General features: G+C 58.0%; 17 protein-coding genes, 2 tRNA genes and 1 other RNA gene. 8 read left to right on the top strand and 12 right to left on the bottom strand.

Annotation, left to right across the window (positions count from 1 at the left end):
* Window positions 1-22: 22 nt before the first annotated feature.
* Both ACVWZ1_RS00450 and gatC read left to right on the top strand, forming a co-directional pair.
* Entirely contained in the window at window positions 23-544 is a 522-nt protein-coding gene (locus ACVWZ1_RS00450; protein ID WP_414350803.1) for a photosystem I assembly protein Ycf3, read from the top strand.
* 97 nt (window positions 545-641) lie between these two features.
* Window positions 642-935 (top strand): Asp-tRNA(Asn)/Glu-tRNA(Gln) amidotransferase subunit GatC, encoded by a 294-nt coding sequence (gene gatC / locus ACVWZ1_RS00445; RefSeq protein WP_414350806.1) that lies wholly within the window; start codon window positions 642-644, stop codon window positions 933-935.
* A 2-nt stretch (window positions 936-937) separates the two neighbouring features.
* On the opposite strand, the gene ACVWZ1_RS00440 is transcribed toward gatC, so the two are convergent.
* Window positions 938-1,009, bottom strand: a tRNA-Lys gene (locus ACVWZ1_RS00440).
* A 100-nt stretch (window positions 1,010-1,109) separates the two neighbouring features.
* Here ACVWZ1_RS00440 and ssrA point away from each other — a divergent pair.
* Window positions 1,110-1,511, top strand: a transfer-messenger RNA (tmRNA) gene (gene ssrA, locus ACVWZ1_RS00435).
* A 134-nt stretch (window positions 1,512-1,645) separates the two neighbouring features.
* Here ssrA and ACVWZ1_RS00430 read toward each other — a convergent pair.
* Window positions 1,646-3,571 (bottom strand): primary-amine oxidase, encoded by a 1,926-nt coding sequence (locus ACVWZ1_RS00430; protein WP_457502255.1) that lies wholly within the window; start codon window positions 3,569-3,571, stop codon window positions 1,646-1,648.
* Between the two features lie 992 nt (window positions 3,572-4,563).
* Here ACVWZ1_RS00430 and ACVWZ1_RS00425 point away from each other — a divergent pair.
* Entirely contained in the window at window positions 4,564-7,191 is a 2,628-nt protein-coding gene (locus ACVWZ1_RS00425; protein ID WP_457502254.1) for a sensor histidine kinase, read from the top strand.
* 13 nt (window positions 7,192-7,204) lie between these two features.
* On the opposite strand, the gene ACVWZ1_RS00420 is transcribed toward ACVWZ1_RS00425, so the two are convergent.
* Window positions 7,205-7,277 (bottom strand) — tRNA-Arg (locus ACVWZ1_RS00420).
* A 486-nt stretch (window positions 7,278-7,763) separates the two neighbouring features.
* Between ACVWZ1_RS00420 and ACVWZ1_RS00415 the strand changes: the two genes are divergently transcribed.
* Complete coding sequence (locus ACVWZ1_RS00415) at window positions 7,764-8,201, top strand: hypothetical protein (RefSeq protein WP_414341644.1); 438 nt, start codon at window positions 7,764-7,766, stop codon at window positions 8,199-8,201.
* Between the two features lie 102 nt (window positions 8,202-8,303).
* On the opposite strand, the gene rpsT is transcribed toward ACVWZ1_RS00415, so the two are convergent.
* Complete coding sequence (gene rpsT, locus ACVWZ1_RS00410) at window positions 8,304-8,633, bottom strand: 30S ribosomal protein S20 (protein ID WP_414331315.1); 330 nt, start codon at window positions 8,631-8,633, stop codon at window positions 8,304-8,306.
* Window positions 8,634-8,720: 87 nt separating this feature from the next.
* Between rpsT and ACVWZ1_RS00405 the strand changes: the two genes are divergently transcribed.
* Window positions 8,721-10,085: a CRTAC1 family protein gene (locus ACVWZ1_RS00405; protein WP_457502253.1), complete on the top strand. Its 1,365-nt coding sequence runs from the start codon at window positions 8,721-8,723 to the stop codon at window positions 10,083-10,085.
* Here ACVWZ1_RS00405 and moaA read toward each other — a convergent pair.
* Entirely contained in the window at window positions 10,082-11,059 is a 978-nt protein-coding gene (gene moaA, locus ACVWZ1_RS00400) for a GTP 3',8-cyclase MoaA (RefSeq protein ID WP_457502252.1), read from the bottom strand. The genes ACVWZ1_RS00405 and moaA overlap by 4 nt on opposite strands.
* A gap of 167 nt (window positions 11,060-11,226) precedes the next feature.
* Between moaA and ACVWZ1_RS00395 the strand changes: the two genes are divergently transcribed.
* Window positions 11,227-11,823 carry a hypothetical protein gene (locus ACVWZ1_RS00395; protein WP_457502251.1) on the top strand — a complete coding sequence of 199 codons (597 nt, stop codon included), beginning with the start codon at window positions 11,227-11,229 and terminating at the stop codon, window positions 11,821-11,823.
* A gap of 3 nt (window positions 11,824-11,826) precedes the next feature.
* On the opposite strand, the gene ACVWZ1_RS00390 is transcribed toward ACVWZ1_RS00395, so the two are convergent.
* The 7 genes from ACVWZ1_RS00390 to pflB form a co-directional block, all read right to left on the bottom strand.
* Window positions 11,827-12,867 carry a sulfate ABC transporter substrate-binding protein gene (locus ACVWZ1_RS00390; RefSeq protein ID WP_457502250.1) on the bottom strand — a complete coding sequence of 347 codons (1,041 nt, stop codon included), beginning with the start codon at window positions 12,865-12,867 and terminating at the stop codon, window positions 11,827-11,829.
* 141 nt (window positions 12,868-13,008) lie between these two features.
* The gene (locus tag ACVWZ1_RS00385) at window positions 13,009-15,819 is read right to left on the bottom strand and encodes a bifunctional acetate--CoA ligase family protein/GNAT family N-acetyltransferase (RefSeq protein ID WP_457502249.1); all 2,811 of its coding nucleotides are present in this window, start codon (window positions 15,817-15,819) and stop codon (window positions 13,009-13,011) included.
* A gap of 10 nt (window positions 15,820-15,829) precedes the next feature.
* Window positions 15,830-18,460 (bottom strand): bifunctional acetaldehyde-CoA/alcohol dehydrogenase, encoded by a 2,631-nt coding sequence (gene adhE, locus ACVWZ1_RS00380; RefSeq protein WP_457502248.1) that lies wholly within the window; start codon window positions 18,458-18,460, stop codon window positions 15,830-15,832.
* Window positions 18,461-18,579: 119 nt separating this feature from the next.
* Complete coding sequence (locus ACVWZ1_RS00375; protein WP_457465663.1) at window positions 18,580-18,990, bottom strand: OsmC family protein; 411 nt, start codon at window positions 18,988-18,990, stop codon at window positions 18,580-18,582.
* Between the two features lie 191 nt (window positions 18,991-19,181).
* Window positions 19,182-19,931, bottom strand: coding sequence for a pyruvate formate-lyase-activating protein (gene pflA, locus ACVWZ1_RS00370; protein WP_457502247.1), 750 nt, complete (start codon window positions 19,929-19,931; stop codon window positions 19,182-19,184).
* Window positions 19,932-20,156: 225 nt separating this feature from the next.
* Window positions 20,157-20,567: a pentapeptide repeat-containing protein gene (locus ACVWZ1_RS00365; RefSeq protein ID WP_457465659.1), complete on the bottom strand. Its 411-nt coding sequence runs from the start codon at window positions 20,565-20,567 to the stop codon at window positions 20,157-20,159.
* Window positions 20,568-20,647: 80 nt separating this feature from the next.
* Window positions 20,648-22,954 carry a formate C-acetyltransferase gene (gene pflB, locus ACVWZ1_RS00360; protein ID WP_457465657.1) on the bottom strand — a complete coding sequence of 769 codons (2,307 nt, stop codon included), beginning with the start codon at window positions 22,952-22,954 and terminating at the stop codon, window positions 20,648-20,650.
* 412 nt (window positions 22,955-23,366) lie between these two features.
* Here pflB and ACVWZ1_RS00355 point away from each other — a divergent pair, with 412 nt between their 5' ends.
* Window positions 23,367-24,446: a VOC family protein gene (locus tag ACVWZ1_RS00355; protein ID WP_457502246.1), complete on the top strand. Its 1,080-nt coding sequence runs from the start codon at window positions 23,367-23,369 to the stop codon at window positions 24,444-24,446.
* Window positions 24,447-24,453 lie beyond the last annotated feature (7 nt).

Here is a 24,453-nt window from a genome sequence, read left to right as displayed (position 1 = left end):
CTAAACTTAAAAGGGGTCAGCCATGCCGCGCAGCATGAAGAACGACAACTTCATTGACAAGACCTTCACCGTCATGGCCGATCTAATTCTGAAACTGCTGCCAGGGGTGAGTTCCGAGGAAAAGAAAGCCTTTGCCTACTACCGGGATGGCATGGCCGCTCAGAGCGAAGGAGAATACGCCGAGGCCCTAGAAAACTACAGAGAAGCCCTCGCCCTGGAGCAAGGGGAAGAAGACCGCAGCTACATTCTCTACAACATGGGCCTGATCTACCAGAGCAACGGCGAGCTTGACAAAGCCCTCGACCACTACCACCAAGCTCTGGAGTTAAACCCAAGACTTTGCTCTGCCCTGAACAACATTGCCGTATTGCTGCACCACAAGGGCGAGCTGAGCCTGCAAGCCGGGGATGAGGAAACAGCAGAGGCCCTGTTCAACGAGGCTGCCCAGTACTGGATTCGGGCCATTCGCATTGCCCCCAACAACTACATCGAGGCCCAAAACTGGCTGAAAACCACCGGGCGCGCCAACCTGGAGGTGTACTGAGCTTTCCTGCAGAAGGACTCCGTTCCGTTAACGCGAACGGTTGATCTCGGCTACCCTGGGCTAAGTCAAGTCGATAATCTGGGAGCCGGAGGAGAGGATGCTGAAACGGGAAGAAGTCCAACATGTTGCTCACTTGGCTCGTCTGGAGCTGACCGAGGAGGAAGAGATCCAGTTCACAGAGCAGCTAGCAGACATCTTGGCCTACGTGGAGCAACTGAAGGAGCTGGACACGGAGGGGGTAGAGCCCACCTTTCACGTCCTGGACATGGAACTGCCCACCCGCCCCGATGAAGTCGAGCCCTACCCGGATATCGAAGGGATCCTGGCCAACGCCCCTGACCGGGCAGACATGTTCTTCAAGGTGCCCCGCATTTTGGAAGGGGAAGACTGACATGGGTCGGCAGGGATTCGAACCCTGGGCCAATCGGTTAAAAGCCGAGTGCTCTACCGCTGAGCTACCGACCCAAGTTTGCAGCTTCGTCATATTAGCAAAGCTTCTGTCACATCCGCAAAGGTTCTGGCCGTATCCCCAAAAATCTTGCTATGCTGGACTCAAGTCAACCCTGGGGCTGTAACGGTTTCGACGGGGTGGCGAACATGGGTTCATGATGCAGGTCGGGATTGAGCTTATCCCGTTACCACCAGGCTCAAAAAAGTACGTGCGAACAACGTCGTACCCTTTGCTCGTAAAGCGGCTGCTTTGGCTGCCTAAGGCTCAGTAACCGAAAACTTACTCTGAGCTCGAGGATCTGCTCACGACCCCGTTAAGTGGGCGGATCACAACCCCAACGGGTGCAGCTCTCTACTCCGGCTCCGTCGAGGGAGAGACCAAGATCAGGCGGAGAACTCCCATCGCCGGGATCCAAACGGCGATCCCCGCCTCGAGGGTCAAAGAGGCTAAACCTGTGAATGAGTGATCCCTCAGTACCCATCTCGGACACGGGTTCGACTCCCGTCAGCTCCATTTCCCAAAGTTGGACAATGCCCAGAAGTTCCTACACAGCAAGGCTTCTGGGCTTTTTGATATTCTTGACAGCCCACCCAAATCCGTTGGATCCCGATTCGGTCAGCGCGATGAGGGACAGGGGGTGGATATGGCGCTCACTGCTGGTTGGAATGACTCAAGCTGCAGCAGCCTTTGATCTTTGGCGGAGGCGGGGGCACATCCAAAGCCGGGTTGCACTCAAAGAAGCCCAGGGGCTTGAGCATAAAGCCGATGTAGCTAGCCGGCATCACTGGCCAGTCCTCGGTGCGGGGGAAGTGATTGCAGCCAAAGCTATACCAGAGCACCAGGCGGGTGTTTTCCAGGGATCGGTTCGCTTGCGTCCATTTCACCAGCCCTTCGCCACCGGGGTGTTGGTTGGGGTAGTCCCCTGCTGGGAACTTCTCGCCGGGATGGTAGGGCGTGGCCCAGAGGTGGTGGGCCAGGTATCCTGCCCGTCGGTACAGCCAAGAGTCGGGGTGGGCCAAAAGCTGGACGTTTTCCCCCGGCATCAGTTTGTAGGCCACCGGCTGTCCCAGGCGGTTGTGGCGATTGGGGTTGACAATCTTCCAATAGCGGCCCCGCAAGGGATCCACCGTTTGCTTAGCCTCCTGCTCGGTTTTGAGCAGGGTGGAGCGGGCGCGAAAGGCGTTGCCGTGAGGGTTATCCGGCCCCAGAGGCAGAGGTTCTGCATGCACTTCATAGAGGGAGTTGCACGGCCCATCCACTGCCATATCGAGGCGGACAGTGAAAAAGTGCTGGTGGTTGAGGCCAGACAATTGGGGTGCCACCAAGACGCCGAACTCCGGCTCTTCCCCCGGCAACGTAGCGCAAGTGTTGATAATGCCGGTGAGCTTGGCTTCAAACTCCAGCGTGCCATCCTGGTAGAAGTACCAGAAAAAGCCGTAGTCGTAGTTGCCAATGGTGGTGAAAAAGGAAAGCACCAACCGCCGCGAGCGCCGCACCTGCGCCCGTTCCGTGCGCCAGTCGGTGTGCTTCCAGAGCACCCCAAAGTCCTCCTCGTGCATACAGACGGCATTTTTCAAAAGCATGGGCTCGCCGCTGTTGGTGGGCAACCAGGCATCGAAGTAGTAGATCTCTCCCAAGCAGTCGCAGCCCAGCTGCAGGGAATTGGCCTGCATGCCAATGCCGTATTCCCCCACATCAAAGGCATTTTTGCGGAAGTGGGGATCCCGCGGATCCCCGTAGGGTACCACCATCTCTGCTACCGAAGCCCGATAGAGAATGGGGCGAAGGCGGCCTTGATCCTCATAGCTCACTTGGTGCAACACCAGCCCTTCTCGCGGGTTAAAGCTGATGCGCAGATCCCACTTCTGCCAGCGGATGTGGTGGCCGTCCACCTGGAAGCTCACCCCTTGGGGCTGAGTGATTTCTAGCGGCTTCAAGTCTTGGCGAAAATCTTTGAAAAACAGCTCGTCGAAGTTACCGGACTCCGGCGGCAAGGGCCACAGACCCCGATCCTCCACCTTGACAACTTGCATGCGGTTGAGGTCAATCCAGGGGTAGAGCCCCTCGATGGGGCGGGCATAGCCGTTGTCGCAAGGGGAAGTACGTAGGAAACAAAAGCCTCGCACCAGCCGCCGCCCTTCTTCTTCCGGGATCCCGAAGTAGCCCACCGTCCAGTAGTCCACCATCACCAAATCCACATCGGCAATCCCCCGCCGCTGCAGAGCCGCCAAAAATTGGGGATCCTCCTTGAGCAGGCGGTCGCAGGCGTACACCTCATCGTCGAGCAGAGGGGGCTGCACGCCCAGAACGAGCTGCCAAGAGCGCACCTGCTGTGTTGACAGAGAGACCACGGCTTCGTAGGTGTTGCCACTGGCCGGATCCAAAAGCACCACGAAAGCCTGCCGATCCCACGGCTGCCCCGGCTGCCACGCTTCCATCCAAGGCCGCTCCGGCTCTTGTAGCTGGATGGTTACAAAGCGCCCCTGAGAACTGAGGGGCCGTTGCCGGCGCAGGATCTGCACCACTTGCCGCATCTCCTCAGCACTGAGGGGATCCAAGGGGTGGCCTTGGGGCAATGAAGCCTGGCCAAGCAAAGCAGATTCACTCGACTGGCTATGTCGATCCAAACTGGGAGAAACTTTACAAACCACAGCAATAACCTTGAATTCTTCGGTTGGAAAATGATTGAGTTGAGCTAGGAAAAAATAGGGAGAAGTCTGCTGAGAAAGGTCAAAGGGATCCCTTCGCTCGCCATGCCGCGGGCCAGCCCATCAACCCAACTCAGAGAATCCAGAAAACCTAACAGCAGGCTAAACAGACTATCCTGTTGCCATCGCCAACATCGGGCAACTTTGCAAGAGATACCCGGGGAAAGGAAAACTTAAGCCAAAGCCCAAGGAAGTGAAGACAACCTCGGCCCTGCTAATTGTCCAGATCTAGCAATCTTCTGTTTCCCCGTCCGCTAACCAAATGAAGAGGGCAACGGCACCTTGAGAAGCCGCGCCAGGGCGAACAGGAAACCGTCAACCCATCGGGAAAATCTGAATACAGGTCTTACTACAGATAAACCCAAACTCGAGAGCAGGAGAAGTTTTCTGTGATTAAACGTCAGGCTTAACGTTGCACAGGAAAGCATAAAAAAGAGAAAACGCTTCACGCAGGCTAAGGGCAGGATCACACCGAGAAAGCTCAACGCAACGTCAACTCTCGCAAGAGCGCAAAGACATCTCGAAGCCTGCCCTGACCCTACCTGCCAGGGGGATCCCACCACTTGGGATCCGAAATGCAACTGACGATACTATAGCAGAGGCACCCCCCTTTCCCACAAGCCCGGCCCAAAGCCTCCCGGTCGCATCAGCAGGGTGTGACCCTAGGCCTTCTCCCCGTGAAGTTGAAGTCCAGCTCAAGTTGAAGGTTTGGTGTCGGAGAACACATATCTAAATATCTAAGAGTTACCCTGAAGCCATGCTTAAGGTTAGGAATTTCTAACAGTTCGAATAGTAGGATCTCCCAGGTTCTCTGAAAATTGTCCACAATGAGGCAGGGCTCATAGAATCTGGTGAGGGAGATGGCTTCAACTCGATACCGCCTGGTGCCGGTGCGGCCAGGAGACGGCAGCTTTTATCCAGAGCATCTCTATTTGGCCTTAGAAGCCACCCAACTGGGCTATTGGCAACTGGATCTGTGCACCTGGGAGTTGAGTGCTTCTCCCCAGTGCAAGGCCAAATACGGGCTGGATCCCGGCCAAGATTTCACCCTGGAAGTGTTTTTGCAGCACGTTCACCCGGAAGATCGCCAAAGGGTGAAAGAAGCTTTGCAGACGGCTGGGCCCAGGGCGGTAGAGGGGGATCCCAACTTTTCGGTGGAATATCGGGTTTACCAGGCCGACGGCCAGATGCGCTGGCAGCTTTCCCAGGGGATTGTGCTCTTGGGGCCGAAAGGGGATCCCGGCGAGATTGTCGGCGTGACCCTGGATATCAGCGAGCGCAAGCAACTAGAGGCCACCTTGGCTGAGCGGGAGCGTCGCCATCGCCAGCTCCTGGAAGCCCTGCCCGACATGCTGCTTCGTCTGGATCGCCAGGGCCGATGTCTGGAGTTCAAGCCGCCCAGCTATTTTTCTGTCCCCCATCCCCCTGCCTACTATCTGGGCAAAACTCCTGAAGAGCTGTTTCCTGATACCGGTTGCACCGGTGGGGCGGAACCCATAGCCCAAGCCATTCGCGAGCATCTGGAGCTGGCCTTGGCAACCCGGCAAGCTCAAGAGATCGAATACCCCTGCCCAGAGGGATCCCCTCAGCCCCAATATCGGCAGGCTCGCATCGTCCCCTATGGGGAAGATCAAGTCCTGATGATCATTAGAAACATCACCCCTCGTAAGCAAGCCGAGCTGAAGCTGCAGCGGCAATTGCAGCGAGAAAGGCTGTTCAGCCAGCTCATTCAGGCCATCAACGCCTCGCTCGACTTGCCCACCCTGTTTGATGTGGCAGTCCGGGAAGTGAGGGCAGTGTTACAGGCAGCACGGGTTACCCTTTACCAGTACCTGCCGGCTGAGGCTGTATGGTTAGGTGTTGCCAGCTACGTCCAATCGCCTGATCTGCCCACTGCCCTTCACCTGCACATCCCGGATAGTCCAGACATTGTGGCCATCCAATACTTGAAGCAGCTGCAAGTTTTTCATGCGCCGGATCCCGAGCAAGTTTTGGATCCCTTTGCTATCCATGAAAAGCGAGAATACCACCTGGGCCCTTGGTTGGTGATCCCAGTGGCTTGCCAGGGAAAAGTGTGGGGTGCCCTGTCCCTGCGGCGCCTGACCTCAGATCCGGATTGGCAAACCGACGAGATCGAGCTGGCCAAGGCCATCGGGGAGCACCTGGCAGTGGCCATTCAGCAGGCAGAGCTTTATCAAAAGCTGCAACAGACCAACGCAGAGCTCGAACAAGCTTACAACGACGAAGCGCTACTCCAGCTCATCACCGAAGAAATTCGCTCCACTTTGGATGAACAAAAAATCTTGGAAACGGTAGCCCGAGAACTGGCCCTGAGCTTGAACCTATCCAATTGCACCATTGCCCTTCATGACCCAGAGCGGCAGGTCAGCGTTTTGGCGGTGGACTATTTGGCCGGAGAAGGGATCCGGCGCTTCCCCCTGGAGGTTTCGTTTGCGGATTTCGCCCATGTGCTTCGTCAGCTCCAGCGCGGACAGCTTTGCCAATTGAGCAACTTCCATCACCCCTGCTGGCCCAACCACGACCGCTACACCCTGATCATCGCTCCCATTTGCGACAAAAGGGATCTGACAGCTCAACACGAGGAACTGCTTGTTTTGGGAGATATTTGTGGATCCCGTCCACCGGGGCAGATATTTACCGAGCGGGAACAACGGCTTATCCAACGGGTAGCCGGCCAATGCGCCCTTGCCATTCGGCAAGCACGTCTTTATCAGACAATTCAGCGCCAGGTGCAGCAGTTGCAGGAGCTCAACCAACTCAAAGATGAGTTTCTGCACATGGTCTCCCACGAAATGCGCACACCTCTCACCAACATGAAGCTGGCTATTGGGTTTTTATCCAAAGCCAACCTAACTGAGCGGGAAAGGCGCTACTTTCAAATTTTGGAGATGGAGACCAACCGCGAGCTGGAGTTAATCAACGACCTGTTGGAATTGCAAGCCATCGAGTCCGGAAACAAAGCCCTCAGACTTACCTGTTTATCTCCCCAGGAGTGGATCCCCAATCTTTGCGAGCCCTTCCGGCTGCGAGCTGCCCAACAGGGCCAACAGTTTCAGGTGGAATGGGATCCCGACCTTTGGCCCCTCTGCACGGATGAGAGCCTCTTGTCGCGGGTGGTCAGCGAGCTTTTAAACAATGCGTGTAAGTACACCCCCACTGGGGAAAGCATCTATTTGAGTGTGAGCCAGGCTAACTCCAATGGCCGTCCCGGCTGGCTGATCACGGTGCGCAATACAGGGGTGGAAATTCCTGCAGAAGCGTTGCCCCGCCTTTTTGAAAAGTTCTATCGCCTCCCCCAGTTGGATTGCCGCAACGCCGGGGGAACGGGCTTGGGTCTATCGCTGGTTCAAAAGGCAGTGAAGCTGATGGGCGGATCCCTGCGGGTAGAAAGCCACTCTCGGCAGGTGATGGTTCAGATGTGTTGCCCCCATCAGGGCAGCTTGTCGGAAACCCCAAGCAAGGCTTAGAGGGCAAGGCCAGCGCCTTGCGCAGGACTCGAACCTGCAACCATCGACTTAGAAGGTCGGTGCTCTATCCTTTGAGCTAGCAAGGCCGAAGAAAAGGGTGCAGAGCCATTATATCCCCGACCCAGTTCCCATTCTCTGACCCCGACCAACCTGCCTCTGACCTTGAGTTCTGCATTGTTGCTTGGGCAAATTGCGCGGTTTGACTTAGGGAGCCGGGTCGGGATCCCTTCACCGTGGGAATGTTGGTTTTCGCTCAGGATATGAACGTCAAAGAGATCGTCTGCCAAGCTCTTGGAACGGGACGTCTGGGCGTCTCTCAGGAAACTTGACTGTACGGATAAGGAAGACTTGCAGACGGCAGATGCTTTGAGCAGATGCTTTGATCAGTGCCTTTTTGGATGGCGCTGTGCAGCGGGAGAGCCACAACTGGGCTCCCTGTGCATCGATCCCTTAAAATGGGCGAGCCGAAAGCAGAAAAGTACTCGTTTGAGTTCGAGGATCGCATGCAACCGAGCTATTGCGTCGGAGATAAGTCCAAAATGGGTGTTGAGGTGTCGAAAATTGGGATCCCCATGCCCTTGCTCCCTGATCCTGGCTCAGCTGCGGAAAAGAAAGCTGCCTCTGGCACTCAAGCTCTGTCTCCGGCAGCCAAGCGTCTGCTGCGCCTCTATCACGGTGGTAGCTTCATCTTTCTGGGCCTGCTGTGGCTGGTAGTCGGGATCCCTAGCCTTTGGGCTTTGCGAGCGGATATAGCCCGCCTGTGGGATTACTTTACTTGGACGGGCCTGCGATATGCCTTGTTTCACCGCCCAGGATGGCCCACCTTGGGGTTATTGCTCTGTGTCAGCTTCACGATGGGGATCCTGATTGCCCAAAGCCGCTATGAGCTGTTCGGCCTGTATCCGGTGGAGCGTCTCATGCTGGAGCAGCAATCCCGCTGGATCCTGTCCTTGCCGGTATGGCATCCGCTGCGGCGCTGGTTGGTGCGCAGGTTGGATACTCAAGATTAGGTTTTGGCTGCTACTTGGGATCCCTGCCGGCACCGAGGCAAAATCTCGTTTGCGTGCGGCTGAAATCCCGCACAAGCACCACTTCCGAAGCAGCAGGAGAAGTCAATCACGCCCACCCAAAGCCTCAGCCTGGGATTTTTCCGAGGAAGCCACAGATAGCTTCACAATCCGGGCCAGCCGAGCCTTACGACGAGCGGCTGTGTTTTTGTGCAGGACGCCGGTTTTGGCAGCTTTATCAATGCGGCTGAAAGCAGCACTCATCGCCGCCTGGATTTCCTGCAGAGTTTCTTGCTGTGGGTTGGCGGCATAGGCAGTTGAGAGGGAGATCACTTTCTTCATCAGAGCGCGCACCATGGCTTTGGTGGCTTTATTGCGCAGCCGATTCCGCTCTGCGATCTGAACGCGCTTGATGGCAGATTTGATGCGTGGCATGGTTGAAGGGGAAGTTCCAGCGAAGATCCAGCATACCATCAGAGCTGGAAGCTCCACCAGTTCCTATTGTTCTCCGATGGGATCCCCATGTTCCAAGATTGCAGCTCGCAGATCCGCTTTAACCCACCTGCCCTTTTCTACGGGGTTGCCGCTTGCGATTTGGATCGGGATGGGGCCTTTGAGCTGTTTGTGTGCGGGTTCCGCGGCTCCAATCGAGTCTTGAAGTGGGATGGGCAAACCCTGGTGGATCAAGCAGACGACACCCTGGCCGATGCAGGGCGCATGGCAATTGGGGTGGCTGCCGCCGACTTTGACGGGGACGGGCAAGAGGAACTCTACGTTTTGAATACCGATACCTTCGGGGGGCGCAAGCGCTTTGGGGATCGCCTGTTCGACTGGCAGGGATCCGCCTGGGTGGACCTGTTCTCCCTGCCGCAAAACCAAGATGCCCTCAACTTGACCGCAGGTCGCTCTGTAGCTTGTGTGGATCGTCTTGGCCAGGGGAGCTATGGATTTTTCGTAGCCAACTACGGCGGCCCCATGCGCCTGTATGAGCTGGCCTCCAACCAGATGATCGCCGATGTAGCGCCGGAAGCGGGATTGAATCGGGTGACGGGCGGGCGGGGGTTGGTGGCCGTGCCCTTGGTCTCGCAGCGGATGGACATTTTTGCCGTCAATGAGCAGGGGCCCAACTTTCTGTTTCGCAACCGGGGGGATGGCACCTTTGAAGAGATTGCCGCTGAGGTGGGCCTAGCAGATCCCGAGGAGCATGGGCGCGGCGTGGCAGCGGTGGATCTGGATGGGGATGGACGGCTGGATTTGCTCTACGGCAACTGGGAAGGCCCCCATCGCCTCTGGATCCAGACCCCCGGCGGTTTTTTTAAGGATGTAGCCCCCCCGGAGTTGGCTAGGCCCTCCCGCATTCGCACAGTCATCGCTGCCGACTTCGACAACGACGGCTACCCAGAGCTGTTTTTCAACAACATCGGCGAGCCCAACCGTCTGTTTGCATGGCGCTCAGGCCGTTGGCAAGCCATTGACATTGGAGATGCTGCCGAGCCGCAGGGATTGGGGACAGGAGCAGCAGTGGCCGATGTGGATGGGGATGGTCGTCTGGAATTGTTGATTGCCCATGGGGAGTCTGGCGCCCAGCCTCTCAGCTTCTATCGCCCTCAGGCCAATGCCAACAACTGGCTGAGAGTTCTGCCCCTCACCCGCCAGGGAGCCCCGGCCCGCGGCGCGTTGGTAAGGCTGCTCACCTCCACCCGTACCCAGATCCAGGCCATCGACGCCGGCAGCGGCTACCTCTGTCAGATGGAGCCGGTGGCCCACTTTGGCCTGGGATCCGAAACAGGGGTCAAGGAAATCCAGATCCAGTGGCCGGATGGGAAACAGTTGCAGGTGGCCCACCCACCGGTCAACCAGCTTTTGCGGATCCCTTATCCCCGCTAGCCGCCAATCTGAGACATGGTGCGCCGGTAGGATCCCTGGCTGCCGGTGTCCCGTCCTTTGAAGTTGATGTCCGGCTTGATGTCCAGCAGTTCTCGCACCTGCTGTCTTAGCCTTTCGGCAGGGATCCCAGCTCGCAGCGGATCCCGCAGGTTGATTTGGCCGGATTCGTTGAGCAGGCAAGGGCGCAGCCAACCGTCGCTGGATAGCCGCATGCGGTTGCATCGATCACAAAAGCACTCCGACATCTGGCTGATAAAGCCCAAGGTGCCTTTTGCCCCCGGGATTCGAAACACATCCGCCGGCCCATTGCCGGCCACAAACCCAGGTTCCAGGCCAAAGCGAGCGCGAATTCGCTGTCGCAGCACCTCAGACTCTACCCAGCCCGTCTGCTGGAAGAGGGCAGCATTGCCGATGGGCATAAACTCGATGAAGCGCACATGCCATTGCCGCTCCAGGGTAAGGGCAGCCAGATCTTCCACTTCCGATTCGTTGAGCCCAGGGATCACCACCACATTCAACTTGAGGGGATCGAACCCCACTTGGTGAGCAACTTGGATCCCGGCCCAGACCTGCCGCCAGCGATCCCGCCCCGTGATCAGTCGAAAGGTCTCGGGGTTGAGGGAATCAAAGCTGATGTTGATGCGGCGCAACCCCGCTTCATAGAGGAGTTGAGCTTTTTGGCTGAGGTTGAAGCCGTTGGTGGTAAGGGCCACATCTCTCACCCCAGGCAGGCTGCATAGAGCCCGGATGAGGTGCTCCAGCCCCGGCCTGAGCAGGGGTTCGCCGCCGGTGAGGCGAAAGCAATCGATCCCCAACGGCAAAAACACCTCTCGAACCAACGTGAGGATTTCCTCATCCGTTAAACGCTCTGGGGCTTGCAGCCAGGCCAACTCTGCCTCGTCGGGCATGCAGTACTGGCAGCGGAAATTGCAGCGATCGATCAAGCTGATGCGCAGATAGTTGACGGTCGGCATGGCAAGCTGGGCCAGGAAAAAAATGGCAACCTTTCCCCTCAAGGGCACTTTCCGTCGCTTTTGGAAAACCTCCCAGAGTCTTCATCCGTGAAGGCAGCGAGAACCGTCTTGAGATTTTAGCTGGCGGGGGCAACACCTCCAGTTTGCAGGATACTGCGAGGATTGAGGTGCAAATCTCTACCCAGATTCATTGCAGTGCTTCGCGTGCAGCAGGGGTGGTGAAGCAGCGAGCCAGCAGAAAGAACAATCCCTCCATCTCCGCTGGCTGCTCAGCCTATGGCTTTTGTGTGATGACCGACAAAGGCGCACCGCCACAGGAAGGCAGGCAGCAGGTGGTGATACACAACGCGCCCATCACAACCCTGACCATGAGTCCACCCTCAAGGCGCAGGGTGCTGGGCAAGCCTATGGTGGAGGCCGGTCATGGGCAGTTCCTGAACTCGGCGCTGCCCTGGGTTGGGTTCAAGCGGGGCAAGGCTGGAGCCAGAGAGAGGGCGGCAGGCACCTCTCAGGAGTGTCCGGCGTGGGGTGAGGCGCTGAGAACCCGCTGGTATGAGTGCTCTTGTGGCTGTTGGCTGCCCAGGGATGTTGCCGGTGGGATGGTGCTGCGGGATCGGGTTGGGGAGCGCGGTGAGGTGCTCGCCAGGGGGACGAAGTCCTCAAAGGCCCCTGGAGAGGTTCTGGCGGGGATGTCCTCTAGGGCATCGGGTCAAGACTCGGTGAAGGGGGAATCTCCTGCTACTTGCTTTGCGTTAGCGGGATGAGCGTCAAAACTGGGCTTGGATGCGGTCAAACAAGGCCCCATCGGCAAAAAAGCGGTTTTGGACAACCTCCCAGCCTCCCAGGTCGGCGACGGTAACCAGCTTCTCAACAGGAGGGTACCGCCAGGCAAACTCTTGGGCCACCGTCGGCTCCACCGGGCGAAAGCCCACCTCGGCAAAGGCCCGCTGCGCTTCTGGGGTGAATAGGTAGTCCACAAAGGCTTCGGCCACGGCACGGGTACCTTTGCGATCCACATTGGCATCCACCACGGCTACGGGGTTGTCGATGGAAATGTTGGGGTCGGGCACCACATAGGACAGGGATTGGCCGCGCAAGCCCGCCAGGATCACCTCATGTTCGTAGGTGAGCAGGGCATCCCCTTGCCCTTTCTGGAAAAAAACATCGGTGGCCTCCCGCGAGTCCCGCGGCAAAATACGGACATTTTTGTAGACCTGGGTGGTGAAGGCCAGGGCCTGAGGTTCAGGGACAGCGCTCCAGAGGGCTAAAAAGTTCCAGCGAGCCCCCCCTGAGGTTTTGGGGTTGGCGGTAACCACCTGCAAGCCGGGCCGAGCCAGATCTTGCCAAGAGCGGATCCCCTGGGGGTTGCCCTCCCGCGTTACAATTACTGCCACCGAACGGGTAACGATCCCTTGGTTGGGGGTACGGGCTTCCCACCCCGGCTGAATGAGACCGGCAGCCACGATGCGCTCCACATCCAGGGCCAGAGCCAAGGCCACCACATCGGCATCCAGCCCGTCGATGACCGCCCGCGATTGCGTTGCTGAGCCGCCGTAGCTGCTTTCTACGCGCACCCGTTGCCCCGTTTTCGCCAGCCAATCGGCCTCAAAAGCAGGGATGATCTGCCGGTAGGCATCCCGCGTCACCGCAAAAGAAGCGAGGAGGATCCTGACTTCCCCCTGCAATCCCCCCCCTCGGCCACAGCCGCCAAGGCCAAGCAGAAGGCAGAGCAGCAGGGATCCCATCCCCAGCCACCGTCCCCCGCTCGCTAGCAGCCTCTGGATCCCGCCTGTCTTTGTAACCTCCATAGCCGTCCTCAAAACCTCGGGCCGCCCTCGCCCCCAGCCTCTCTCCGACAGAGGGGCTCCGCTTGCTGTAGGCGGAAGGAGCAGGCCCTTGTTCCTATTCTACGGTAAGCCGGTCGGCAAACCGTTTTTATTTAAGGATCCCTAGGCAGGACAGGGGGTGGGGATCGCCGCATCGACAGCGAGATCCAGCGTGGCCTTGAGAATGCCAGGATCCTCTGGAGAAGGGTGCAACTGGAACCCCAGCCGCTGACACAGGCGGCGCATCGCCTCGTTTTCGCCAAGAACCTCGCCGGTGAGGCGCTGGATCCCTTCGCAGCGGGCCACCTGGATGAGGCGGGTCAACAGCTCCGTGCCAATCCCCTGTCTTTGATAGGGATCCGCCACCAGCATGGCAAACTCCGCTTCTTCGGGAAGGCCGTGTTTCTTGGAGAGGCGGCTGATGCCGAGGATTAAGGACTCCGTCTTGCTGGCGCGGTTGGCTTTTGGCTCCTGTTTTTCGGCCACCAGGGCGATCTCGCGGTCGTAGTCGTTAAAGCAAATGCGGGTGAGGCGCTCATGGGCGATACGGGCGCTGTATTTGATCGGGTGGAAGTAGCGCAGATAGACGCTGTAATCAGAGACGTGGCGGTGAAAATCGATCACCAGAGGCTCATCTTCGGGGCGGATGGGGCGGATGGTGATGCCGTCCCGGAAGGGCCAGATGTACTGGGTGGGGTAGGGGCGGATGGCCAAAGGCACCTGGGGATCCTGCTCCGTTCGCAAAATAACGCGGGCATCGAGGGCCACCAACCCCTTGGCAGAAGCCAGCAGCGGGTTGATGTCAATTTCTCGGATGTCCTGCTGTTCGGCCACCAGTTGGCTAAAACGCACCAAGAGCTGTTCTAGGGCCTCCAGATCGACGGCTGGGCGTCCCCGCACCCCCTTGAGGGCTTTGTAGATGAGGGTGTTTTCCATCAGACGCCGGGCCAAGGTGGTGTTGAGGGGGGGAAGGCCGATGGAGCGATCTTGAAACACCTCCACCAGTTGTCCGCCACTGCCAAACAGCAACACCGGCCCAAATTGGGGATCCTGGCTGCTGCCCAAGATCAGCTCGTAGCCATCCGTGCCCACCAAAGGACTTTGTCCCGCTGCCACAAAGGGCTGCACCGTGACCCCCTGGAAGTGCTCGGGCCCCGCTTTTTCGGTAACGTTGCGGTAAATTTGCCCAAAAGCCCGCCGCACCGCCTCGGCATCGGGCAGGTTGAGCTGCACGCCACCCACCTCGGTCTTGTGGGTGAGGGTGTGGGAGTAGAGTTTCACCACCACCGGGTAGCCCATAGCCTCGGCAGCTTCCACCGCCGCTTCGGGACTCTCAGCCACCCGCGTCGGCACCACCGGGATCCCGTAGGCGGCCAGGATCTCTTTGGACTCCGCCTCGGTTAGAAGCGTTCGACCTTCCCGCCGAGCTTGGCTAAAGGTTTGCTGCACCTTGTCGCGCTCTACCGCTGTTGAAGGGGGCAGAGTGGGGGTCTCGTAGAGGGCCTTGAGGTTGTAGCTAAATCGCCACAAATAGCCGAACACCCGCGCCGCTTGATCCGGGTAGCGGTAGGTGGGGATCCCGGCTTGGTTGAGGATGTGCTCGCCCGCATCCACGCCAGCTCCCCCCATCCAACTGGCCAGGATAGGCTGCCGGGATCCACTGCGCCGCCAGGTCTCCACCACTTTCTCGGCAGTGGCCGTGGGATCCGTCATGGCTTGGGGGGTGAGGATGACCAGGCAACCCTGGCTGCCGGGATCTTGCAACACCACTTCCAAAACTTGGGCAAAGCGCTCCGGATCGGCATCCCCCAAAATGTCAATGGGATTGCCGTGGCTCCAGTGGGGGGGCAAGATCCGCTCAAGCTGCTCCAGGGTTTGGGGAGAAAGCTCGGCCAGGGATCCCCCGGCGCGAATGAGGGCATCGGTGGCCAGCACCCCTGGCCCGCCGGCATTGGTGAGGATGGTCAGGTGAGAGCCCTGAGGACGGGGCTGTTTGGCCAGCACCTCCGCCAGGTCGAAGAGATCTTCAATGTGATCCACCCGCAGCACGCCGCAACGGCGGAAGGCCGCATCCAACACTGCGTCGCTGCCGGTGAGGGAGCCCGTGTGGGAAGCGGCTGCTTGGGCTGCCGCCTGGGTGCGCCCCGCCTTGATGACAATGATGGGCTTGCTCAGGGCCACCTCTCGGGCCGCGGACAAAAAAGAGCGGGCATCCCCGATGGATTCCATGTACAAGACAATGCTGTGGGTATGGGGATCCTCGCCCAAGTAGTCGATTAAGTCTCCCCAGCCCACATCCAGCATCGATCCCAGAGAGATAAAGGCGCTGAAGCCCACATTTTCCTGCAGGCTCCAGTCCAGGATCGAGGTGCACAGGGCCCCACTTTGGCTGATGAAGCCCACATTGCCGGGCCGGGCCATCTGGGCAGCAAAGGTGGCGTTTAAGCCCGTGTGGGGGTTTTGGATCCCCAGGCAGTTGGGGCCAATCAAGCGCAGCTTCCCAAGGACTCCGTCCCGCTGACGCGATTGGATAGTCTGCTGAATTTGCTTCTCCAGCTCCCAGCCAGCAGGGCCCGTTTCCTTGAAGCCTGCTGAAAGAACAATGGCGCCCTTGACCCCAGCTTCTACGCACTCCTGCACCACCTCGGGCACCCCCGCTGCCGGAATGGCGATAATGGCCAGATCCACCGGCTCCGGCAGAGCGGACAGCCGCTCGTAGGCCCGGATCCCCAACACCTGGTGCCGCTTGGGATTGACGGGGTAGACCGTGCCGCCAAAGGGGTGGCTGATGAGGTTCCACAACACCGTCCGCCCCACACTGCCCTCCCGCTCCGTGGCCCCCACCACCGCCACCGAACGGGGCAGAAAAATGGGATTCAGGGGATGGGATCGGGCCCTCCAGATATCCACACTGGGATCCAGTCGTTGCCACATACCCTACTCCTTAGGCCAACACTGGTTCCGGCTGGTGGTAGAGAGCAGAGTCCACCCGGCAGCCCTGATAGGCCAGGACGTACAGCTCCTTCATGTCCTGAATGAGGGGATAGCGGGGGTTGGCGCCGGTGCACTGGTCGTCAAAGGCTTGCTCCGCCATGGTCTCCAGACGGTCGTAGAACTCCCGCTCCTTCTCGCCCAGGGCCTCGCGAATGGTGGCCGGGATCTCCAGTTTCCGCTTGAGCTCTTCGATGGCCTCAATCAGGCGCATGACCTTTTCATCGTCATCCGCCCCGCCCAACTGTAGGTAATCGGCAATTTCCGCGTAGCGGTGTTTGGCGTTGGGATAGCGGTATTGGGGAAAGATGGCCTGCTTAAAGGGGGCGTCGGTGGCGTTGTAGCGGATGACGTGGGTGATCATCAGGGCATTGGCCAGGCCGTGGGGCAGATGGAAGGTGGATCCCAGCTTGTGGGCCAGGGAGTGGCACACCCCCAAAAAGGCGTTGGCAAAGGCCATGCCGGCAATGGTGGCGGCGTAGTGAACTTTTTCTCGGGCTTCTGGATCTGCAGCACCTTTTTCATAGGCCCGCGGCAAGTAGGTCATGAGCAGCTTGATGGCTTGTAATGCCAGCCCATCGGTAAAATCGCTGGCCATCACCGACACATAGGCTTCCAGAGCGTGGGTGAGGGCATCGATACCCCCGTAAGCCGTCAGCTTCTTGGGCATCTTGAGGGTGAGATCCGGATCCACAATGGCCATGGTGGGGGTGAGGGCGTAGTCCGCCAGCGGGTATTTGATCCCCACCCGGTCATCGGTCACCACGGCAAAGGGCGTCACCTCGGAGCCGGTGCCGGAAGTGGTGGGGATGCAGATGAGCTGAGCTTTTTGTCCCAGTGGGGGCAGCTCGTAAACCCGCTTGCGGATGTCCATAAAGCGCATCGCCAAGCCATCAAACTCCACCTGGGGCTGCTCGTACATCAGCCACATCACCTTGGCCGCATCCATCGGGGATCCCCCGCCGACCGCGATGATCACATCCGGTTGAAACTGGCGCAACTGCTCCAGACCGCGATTGACGTTGCTGAGGGTGGGATCCGGCTCTACATCGTGGTACACATCCCAGCTCACGCGAATCTCATCCAAAACCTGGGTGATGGGATGCAATATGCCCAACTCAAAGAGCGGCTTATCGGTCACCAAAAAGGCGCGTTTTTTGCCGGCCAATTCCCGCAGAGCAATAGGCAGACATCCGGGCTTGAAGTAAACCTTGGGCGGGATCCGAAACCAGAGCATGTTTTCCCGACGTTGGGTTACCGTTTTAATGTTGAGCAGGTGGCGCGGCCCCACATTCTCGGAGATCGAATTGCCTCCCCAAGTGCCACAGCCCAAAGTCAGAGAGGGATCCAGCTTGAAGTTGTAGAGATCCCCGATTGCCCCCTGGGAAGAGGGAGTATTGATCAACACTCGCGCCGTTTGTAGGGCATTTTCAAAGTAGGCAATATCGTCCCGGTTGGCGGGATCTGTATACAAAACAGAGGTGTGTCCCCGCCCGCCGAAATTGACCAGTTGGACAGCAACATCTACGGCGCTGTGGAAATCGTTGGCGCGGTAGAGGGCCAGAACAGGGGCCAATTTTTCGTAGGAGAAGGGCTCCTCCGGCCCCACCTTCTCCACTTCCCCGATCAACAGCTTGGCACCTTCGGGAACCTGGATCCCGGCCAGGGTGGCGATGGTTTGCACCGGTTGGCCCACAATGGCCGGATTGAGGCGACCGTCTTTGAGAAGGATGCGGCGCACGGCTTCGGTTTGTTCCAGATCCAAAATGTAGGCCCCCCGATGGCGAAACTCGGCCTTGACCTGCTCGTAGATGGCATCCACCACCACCACTGCCTGTTCTGAGGCACAGATCATGCCGTTGTCGAAGGTCTTGCTCAACAGAATCGAGCTGACGGCTGTGGGGATGTCGGCACTGGCATCGATCACTGCCGGGGTATTGCCCGCTCCCACCCCCAAAGACGGGTGGCCCGAAGAATAGGCCGCTTTAACCATGCCAGGCCCGCCGGTAGCCAAGATCAGCTTCACCTCAGGATGCTGCATTAAGGCCTGAGAAAGCTCGATGGTGGGCTCGTCGATCCAGCCGATCAACCCCACAGGAGCGCCCGCTGCCTCGGCAGCTTCTCTGACCACTTTGGCCGCGGCAATGGTGCATTGTTTAGCCCGCGGGTGGGGAGAAAAGATAATGCCGTTGCGGGTTTTTAGGGTGATCAGAGCCTTGAAAATGGTCGTTGACGTGGGGTTGGTTACCGGCACAATACCTGCCAAAAGACCCACCGGTTCAGCAATTCTCTCGTAGCCAAAACTCTCATCCCGCTCGATGACTCCACAGGTCTTTTCGTGTTTGTATTTGTTGTAAATGTATTCCGAGGCAAAGTGATTTTTGATCACCTTGTCTTCCACAATGCCCATGCCGGTTTCCTGTACCGCCAGCTTGGCCAACGGGATCCGTTCGTTGTTGGCAGCCAGAGCGGCTTTGTGAAAAATCCGGTCTACCTGTTCTTGGGTGAAAGTTGCATATTCAGCTTGGGCAGCCTTCACCTGCTGGATCAAGGTTTCCAGCTCGGCTAGATTGGTTACTGGCATCGGTGGATCCCTCCAAAACCTCATCAAGACTTAGACAATGGGAATAATCGACAATCAGATATTTGGCTGAAATCGCTGCGTAACCGATTGCGTCAGCAGGACGGAGTCCTTATAGCAAGCTAGACGCCAACAGGAGCAGGAACTTGGATTTCGGTGGTCAGGGTGGGGGGATGGGTGAGCGTATTGTGAATGATGCAGGCATCAACTGCTTTTTCCAGCCCCTTTTGATGCCTTCCGTCCAGCGGGATCCCGATTTTGACTTGGATGCGAATGTTGTCTAGGCGAGCCGGATGCTCAACTTTCTCCGCCGTGACCACCACAGCCAACCCACTGGGATCCAACTGTCGCGCTTCCAGATATTTGACGGCATAAAAACCAACACAGGCACCCAGAGAAGCCAAAAACCATTCCGGCGGCGTCATTCCCTGATCTCGACCGTGATTGTCCAAAGGCTGGTCGCTGAGAATGCGGTGCCCTCGGCTTTCCGCTTGGAACTGAACACCATCGCGGTAGGTGACGCAAACTTCCATTGGGGATCCCTCCTCTTGGGGTATTCTTCAGTTCACATAGAGTCCGTAAAGTTAGCCTGGGGATCAACTTGGATTCCAGTCAGCTCAGGGCCAATCTGGAGACGGTGCAGAGGTTTTAGAGATTAACTGTGAATCACTTCGGATCTAAGCGTGACCTGGCTATGCTGACCCAAGCCGCAACTGCAGAATTGTCAAATAGCCACCAGTCCTTGATCCCGAAAGATTTGTAAGGCGTGATTCACCTGTTCGGGTGTGGGTGGATCGACATCGGCAAGGGTGTAAGGCAATCCCAATTGCTGCCATTTGTATTCCCCCATCTTGTGAAAGGGCAAAACTTCCACTCGCTCCACGTTGGATAAGGTGGCCACAAACTCGGCCAGGCCCTTAATGTTTTCCTCGGGATCCGTCAGCCCCGGAACAAGTACAAAACGAATCCAGGTGGGCTTGTGGATCTGGTCTAAATAGCGGGCCAGATTAAGAGTGGGTTCTAGCGAAACGCCGGTAACCTTTCGATACAGCTCCGGCAGATAAGACTTGATATCGAGCAACACCAAATCTGTATGCTCCAACACAGGCTTGGCTGCTTCCAGTTGCCCATAGCCAGAGGTATCCAAAGCCGTGTGCAAGCCCAACTCATGACAGCGACGGAAGATCTCAGCTACAAAGGTGGGTTGCAGCAAAGGCTCTCCCCCGGTAGCCGTAACTCCCCCCCCTCGCAAGTAATTCCTGTAGCGTTGGATCTCGGCAATTAAAGACTCAACCGTAACAAGCTGTCCCGCCTCCGGATCCCGACAGTCGGGGTTGTGGCAATACAAACAGCGAAGTGGACAACCCTGTGTAAAAATTACGAAGCGGATTCCTGGCCCATCGACGGTGCCACAGGTTTCCACCGAGTGAATGCGCCCAGCAATTGGTGTCAGGGGGTTCATAACGGTATCCATACTTTTATCCTGGATGACTTTTGCAAAATATCAATCAATCTTGAGGTTTTCTTCCAGATTGCTAACTCGGGTTAAATAGAACACAGTTTCCGTTTCTCTTTGGATTAGGTTGGGGCTAGATTTTTTTAGATCCCTAGGGTCTTTTAGCTAGACCGCTGCTATCCTGGCTGGAAGGGAGAAGGCGGGATAAAAAGCCAAAAGGTCAGCTCAGGGATCCCACCCAGCTCAGACCGATGGGTCGTGTGGGCTAGGCACGGAGGTATCCACCGCGATGCCGTGCAGGCGGTGGGCCTTGGGATCGAAATCCTTCGGGAAATGGGTATAGGCATCGACATCTGCGTGATCCAACAAGGCTCCTTCTAAGAGCGCCCCTCGAAAATCGCTGCCAAAGAGGAGACATCCCCGCAAATCGGCTCCCGATAGGTTAGCTCCGCTGAAGTCGGCATAGCTGAGATCGCACCCCCGCAAATTGGCCCCCGCCAAGTTGGCTCCGCCGAAGTCGGCATAGCTGAGATCGGCACCGGCCAAATGGATCCCCTGCAGGTTAGCCCCTTGCAAATCGATCTCCCGAAAATCGCGCCGTCCTGAGACATACTGGCTGACCAGATCTGCAGCGCTACAAACAGTCATCGTCATCGGGCCTCCTCGGTTATCGATGGGGGATCCCTTCCATCGACCCCGGTATGGGCGGACTTCAGGGATCCCCGGCCTTGTTTTTAGCAGTGTTGATGGAACGTGCGGTTAACGACATCCAGTTGCTGCTCGCGGGTGAGCTTGATGAAGTTCACCGCATAGCCGGAAACCCGGATGGTGAGCTGTGGGTAGAGCTCCGGGTGCTCCATGGCATGCAGCAGGGTCTCGCGGTTGAGAACATTGACGTTGAGGTGGAAACCGCCATCCCGCATGTAGCCATCCAGCAGCCCCACCAAGTTGGTGACCCGCTCCTCTTCGGTGCGGCCTAGAGCGGCGGGCACAATAGAAAAGGTATTGGAGATCCCATCCAGAGCGTCGGCATAGGGCAGCTTGGCCACCGAAGCCAGCGACGCCACCGCCCCCTTCGTGTCCCGGCCATGCATGGGGTTGGCCCCTGGGGCAAAGGGTTCGCCCGCTCGCCGCCCGTCGGGGGTGTTGCCGGTTTTCTTGCCGTAGACCACGTTGGAGGTGATGGTGAGGATGGACTGGGTGGGGATGGCATTGCGGTAGGTCTTGTGCTTGCGCAGCTCGGCCATGAAGGTCTGCACCAGTTGCACCGCAATGGAGTCAACTCGGTCGTCGTTGTTGCCGTATTTGGGGAAGTCGCCCTCCACCGCGTAATCCACCACTAGGCCCCGCTCATCCCGGATGGCCCGTACCCGCGCGTATTTGATGGCGGATAGGGAGTCGGCTGTTACCGACAGGCCGGCCAACCCAAAGGCCATGGTGCGCAGCACGTCCCGGTCGTGGAGGGCCATCTCCAGGCGCTCGTAGCAGTACTTGTCGTGCATGTAGTGGATGATGTTCATGGTGTTGACGTAGGTCTTGGCCAGCCAGGCCATCATCTGCGCCATGCGCGGCCACACCTCGTCGTACTCCAGCACGTCGGCGGTGATGGGGGCGAAAGCAGGAGCCACCTGCTCGCCGGAGATCTCATCCCGACCGCCGTTGATGGCGTAGAGCAGGCACTTGGCCAAGTTCACCCGCGCCCCAAAGAACTGCATTTGCTTGCCGATGCGCATGGCCGACACGCAGCAGGCAATGCCGTAGTCATCTCCCCAGTAGGGGCGCATCAGATCGTCGTTTTCGTACTGGATGGAGCTGGTTTCGATGGAGACCTTGGCGCAGTAGCGCTTGAAGGCTTCCGGCAGCCGCTCCGACCAGAGCACGGTCAAGTTGGGCTCGGGCGCTGGGCCAAGGTTGTAGAGGGTATGCAGCATGCGGAAGCTGGTTTTGGTAACCAAAGGCCGCCCATCCAGGCCCATGCCGCCGATGCACTCGGTAACCCAGGTGGGATCCCCGCTGAATAGCTCGTTGTACTCGGGCGTGCGCAAAAACCTGACCATGCGCAGCTTCATAACAAAGTGGTCAATGAGCTCCTGGGCCTCTTCCTCGGTGAGGATCCCGGCCTGCAGATCCCGCTCGATGTAGATGTCCAGGAAGGTGGACACCCGCCCCAAGGACATGGCCGCCCCGTTTTGCTCCTTGACGGCTGCCAGGTAGGCCAGGTACAGCCATTGGATGGCTTCGCGGGCGTTGGCTGCCGGACGGCCCAGGTCAAACCCGTAGCGGGATCCCATCTCTTTCAGCTCTTGTAGGGCCTTAATCTGCTCGGAGAGCTCCTCCCGCAGGCGGATGGTCTCTTCGTCCATCGTGTCCAGGTCTAGACTGGCTTTTTGGGCCTGCTTGTCTTCGATGAGCCGATCCACCCCGTAGAGGGCCACCCGCCGGTAGTCCCCAATGATGCGACCCCGACCGTAGGCATCGGGCAGGCCGGTGATGATCCCGGAGCGGCGGCAGCGGCGCATCTCTTCGGTGTAAGCATCAAAAACGCCGTCGTTGTGGGTTTTGCGGTACTGGGTAAAAATTTCCTTGGTGCGGGGATCCAGCTCGTAGCCATAGGCTTTGAGGGAAGACTCCACCACGCGGATGCCGCCAAAGGGCATGATGGCCCGCTTCAGGGGTTTGTCCGTCTGCAGCCCCACAATTTGTTCCAGCTCTGGGTCGATATAGCCAGGGGCGTGGCTGGTGATGGTAGAGGGAACGGCAGTATCGGCATCTAGGATCCCTCGCTCTCGCTCCAGAGCCATCAAATCCTTGACCTTGGCCCACAGCCGCTGGGTGCGCTCGGTGGCTGCAGCTAAAAAGGTTTCATCGCCGGTGTAGGGGGTGTAATTCCGTTGAATAAAGTCTCTGACATCGATGCAGCGCTGCCAGGATCCCGGCGCAAAATCGCTCAAAACTTTTTGACCGGCTGCGTTGGATCCTGTCCTTGGTTCCGCCTTCAATTCTGTAGGTGATGCTACAGAACGCTGCACACTGGCAACCATAACAATCCTCCCGGCTATTACGCCTGATAATCTATCGACAGGGCGAGGTGACACCTCGGCAGTTGCCCCACGCAGGCTTAAAAAAGAGCCAAAGAACTACCCAATCTCTGCAAGGCTTCCAGGGATCCTACGAAGGGCTTTTAGCAACTCCTCTGTTTCTTTTTTGGGCGTTCTAAATACACCTCGCCTGATTTAATTTTAGTCCCTTGCGCTCTGAGGATATTTTCGGTCGCGTGGTTTTTTAATCTTATTTTTATCCTATTTTTTAACACTGTCTTAATGCCTTCTTAATGTTGTTTTACGCTTTTCCATCGGCAAATGGCGGGCCTATGCTGAGGTAGGGCGGCCCAGGTCGCCTGTTGCCGTGAGAACGTCAGGACACTCGACGTTCGCGTTAGCAGTGCCTTGCTCTATGAACCAGTCCAATCGAATCGTCCAAGGGATCCATCACCTGCACTTCTATCTTTGGGATCTGCCCCGTTGGCAGGAACACTTTTGTCAGGTTTGGGGCTTCCGAATGGAAGGACAGCTCAGCAGTACCCTCTGTCTGCGTCAGGGATCCCTGCGCTTGCGCCTATCTCAGCCGGCTCACGCCGGGGATGAGGTGGATCGCCATTTGCAGCAACATTCCCCTGGCGTGGTGGATGTGGCCTTGGCGGTGGAGGAGCAAGAGCTGTTGGGCTTGGCAGAGCTTTTGCAGAGGCGAGGAGCCCAAGTGGAGTGGATCCCGGCAGAAGACGAAGGCTGCCCTGCTCTGTGCCTGCGCACTCCTTATGGACTCAGGCATTCTTTGATCCCCAGCTCAGGGATCCTCGATTCAGCTCCCGCCGAGGAGAACTTGTTTTCCCACTGGGATCATGTGGTGTTGAATGTGGAGCGGGGATCCCTGCAGGCAGCGGCAGATTGGTATGGGCAGGTGCTGGGTTGGCGGTCTCTGTATCGCTATAGCATCCGCACCAACACCTCTGGCCTAGAAAGTGTGGTGGTGGGAGATCCTGAAGCCGGGATCCAGTTGGCCATCAACGAGCCCACCTGTGCCGCTTCCCAGATTCAAGAGTTTTTGGATGCCCATCGTGGCCCCGGCCTGCAACATGCGGCGTTGCATAGCTCGGATATCGTTGCCGGTGTGCGCCGGCTGCGACAGGGGGGCGTAAACTTTCTGCAGGTGCCGTCGGAGTATTACACAAACCTGGCAAGGGAGCTGGCTTCTGGAGCAATACTCCGTTCTGGTGGGTTGCCCCCCGCCATCTCCTGGCACGACTTGGTGGAGCAGCAGCTCCTTTTGGATGCCACCTTGCCTGCTTCTGATTCCCCACACCCCCCCCTGTTGTTGCAAACCTTCACTCAGCCTCTGTTTGGTCGGCCCACGTTTTTTTTCGAGGTCATCCAACGATTGGGTGGAGCCACAGGCTTTGGCGAAGCCAATTTTCAAGCCCTGTTTGAAGCTCTAGAACGCCAACAGCGACAACGGCAGAAGGCTCGGGCCTGTTAACACCCTC

This window comes from Thermostichus sp. MS-CIW-25, assembly GCF_054060015.1.
Note: the sequence above shows the minus strand (reverse complement) of the source record. Positions and strands in the feature narration are given on the sequence as shown.

What these genes read in the sequence shown, in the direction of transcription:
- ACVWZ1_RS00450 (WP_414350803.1), top strand. Translation starts at nt 23, where the DNA reads ATGCCGCGCAGCATGAAGAACGACAACTTCATTGACAAGACCTTCACC.
- gatC (WP_414350806.1), top strand. Translation starts at nt 642, where the DNA reads ATGCTGAAACGGGAAGAAGTCCAACATGTTGCTCACTTGGCTCGTCTG.
- ACVWZ1_RS00425 (WP_457502254.1), top strand. Translation starts at nt 4,564, where the DNA reads ATGGCTTCAACTCGATACCGCCTGGTGCCGGTGCGGCCAGGAGACGGC.
- ACVWZ1_RS00415 (WP_414341644.1), top strand. Translation starts at nt 7,764, where the DNA reads ATGCCCTTGCTCCCTGATCCTGGCTCAGCTGCGGAAAAGAAAGCTGCC.
- rpsT (WP_414331315.1), bottom strand. Translation starts at nt 8,633, where the DNA reads ATGCCACGCATCAAATCTGCCATCAAGCGCGTTCAGATCGCAGAGCGG.
- ACVWZ1_RS00405 (WP_457502253.1), top strand. Translation starts at nt 8,721, where the DNA reads ATGTTCCAAGATTGCAGCTCGCAGATCCGCTTTAACCCACCTGCCCTT.
- moaA (WP_457502252.1), bottom strand. Translation starts at nt 11,059, where the DNA reads ATGCCGACCGTCAACTATCTGCGCATCAGCTTGATCGATCGCTGCAAT.
- ACVWZ1_RS00390 (WP_457502250.1), bottom strand. Translation starts at nt 12,867, where the DNA reads ATGGAGGTTACAAAGACAGGCGGGATCCAGAGGCTGCTAGCGAGCGGG.
- ACVWZ1_RS00385 (WP_457502249.1), bottom strand. Translation starts at nt 15,819, where the DNA reads ATGTGGCAACGACTGGATCCCAGTGTGGATATCTGGAGGGCCCGATCC.
- adhE (WP_457502248.1), bottom strand. Translation starts at nt 18,460, where the DNA reads ATGCCAGTAACCAATCTAGCCGAGCTGGAAACCTTGATCCAGCAGGTG.
- ACVWZ1_RS00375 (WP_457465663.1), bottom strand. Translation starts at nt 18,990, where the DNA reads ATGGAAGTTTGCGTCACCTACCGCGATGGTGTTCAGTTCCAAGCGGAA.
- pflA (WP_457502247.1), bottom strand. Translation starts at nt 19,931, where the DNA reads ATGGATACCGTTATGAACCCCCTGACACCAATTGCTGGGCGCATTCAC.
- ACVWZ1_RS00365 (WP_457465659.1), bottom strand. Translation starts at nt 20,567, where the DNA reads ATGACGATGACTGTTTGTAGCGCTGCAGATCTGGTCAGCCAGTATGTC.
- pflB (WP_457465657.1), bottom strand. Translation starts at nt 22,954, where the DNA reads ATGGTTGCCAGTGTGCAGCGTTCTGTAGCATCACCTACAGAATTGAAG.
- ACVWZ1_RS00355 (WP_457502246.1), top strand. Translation starts at nt 23,367, where the DNA reads ATGAACCAGTCCAATCGAATCGTCCAAGGGATCCATCACCTGCACTTC.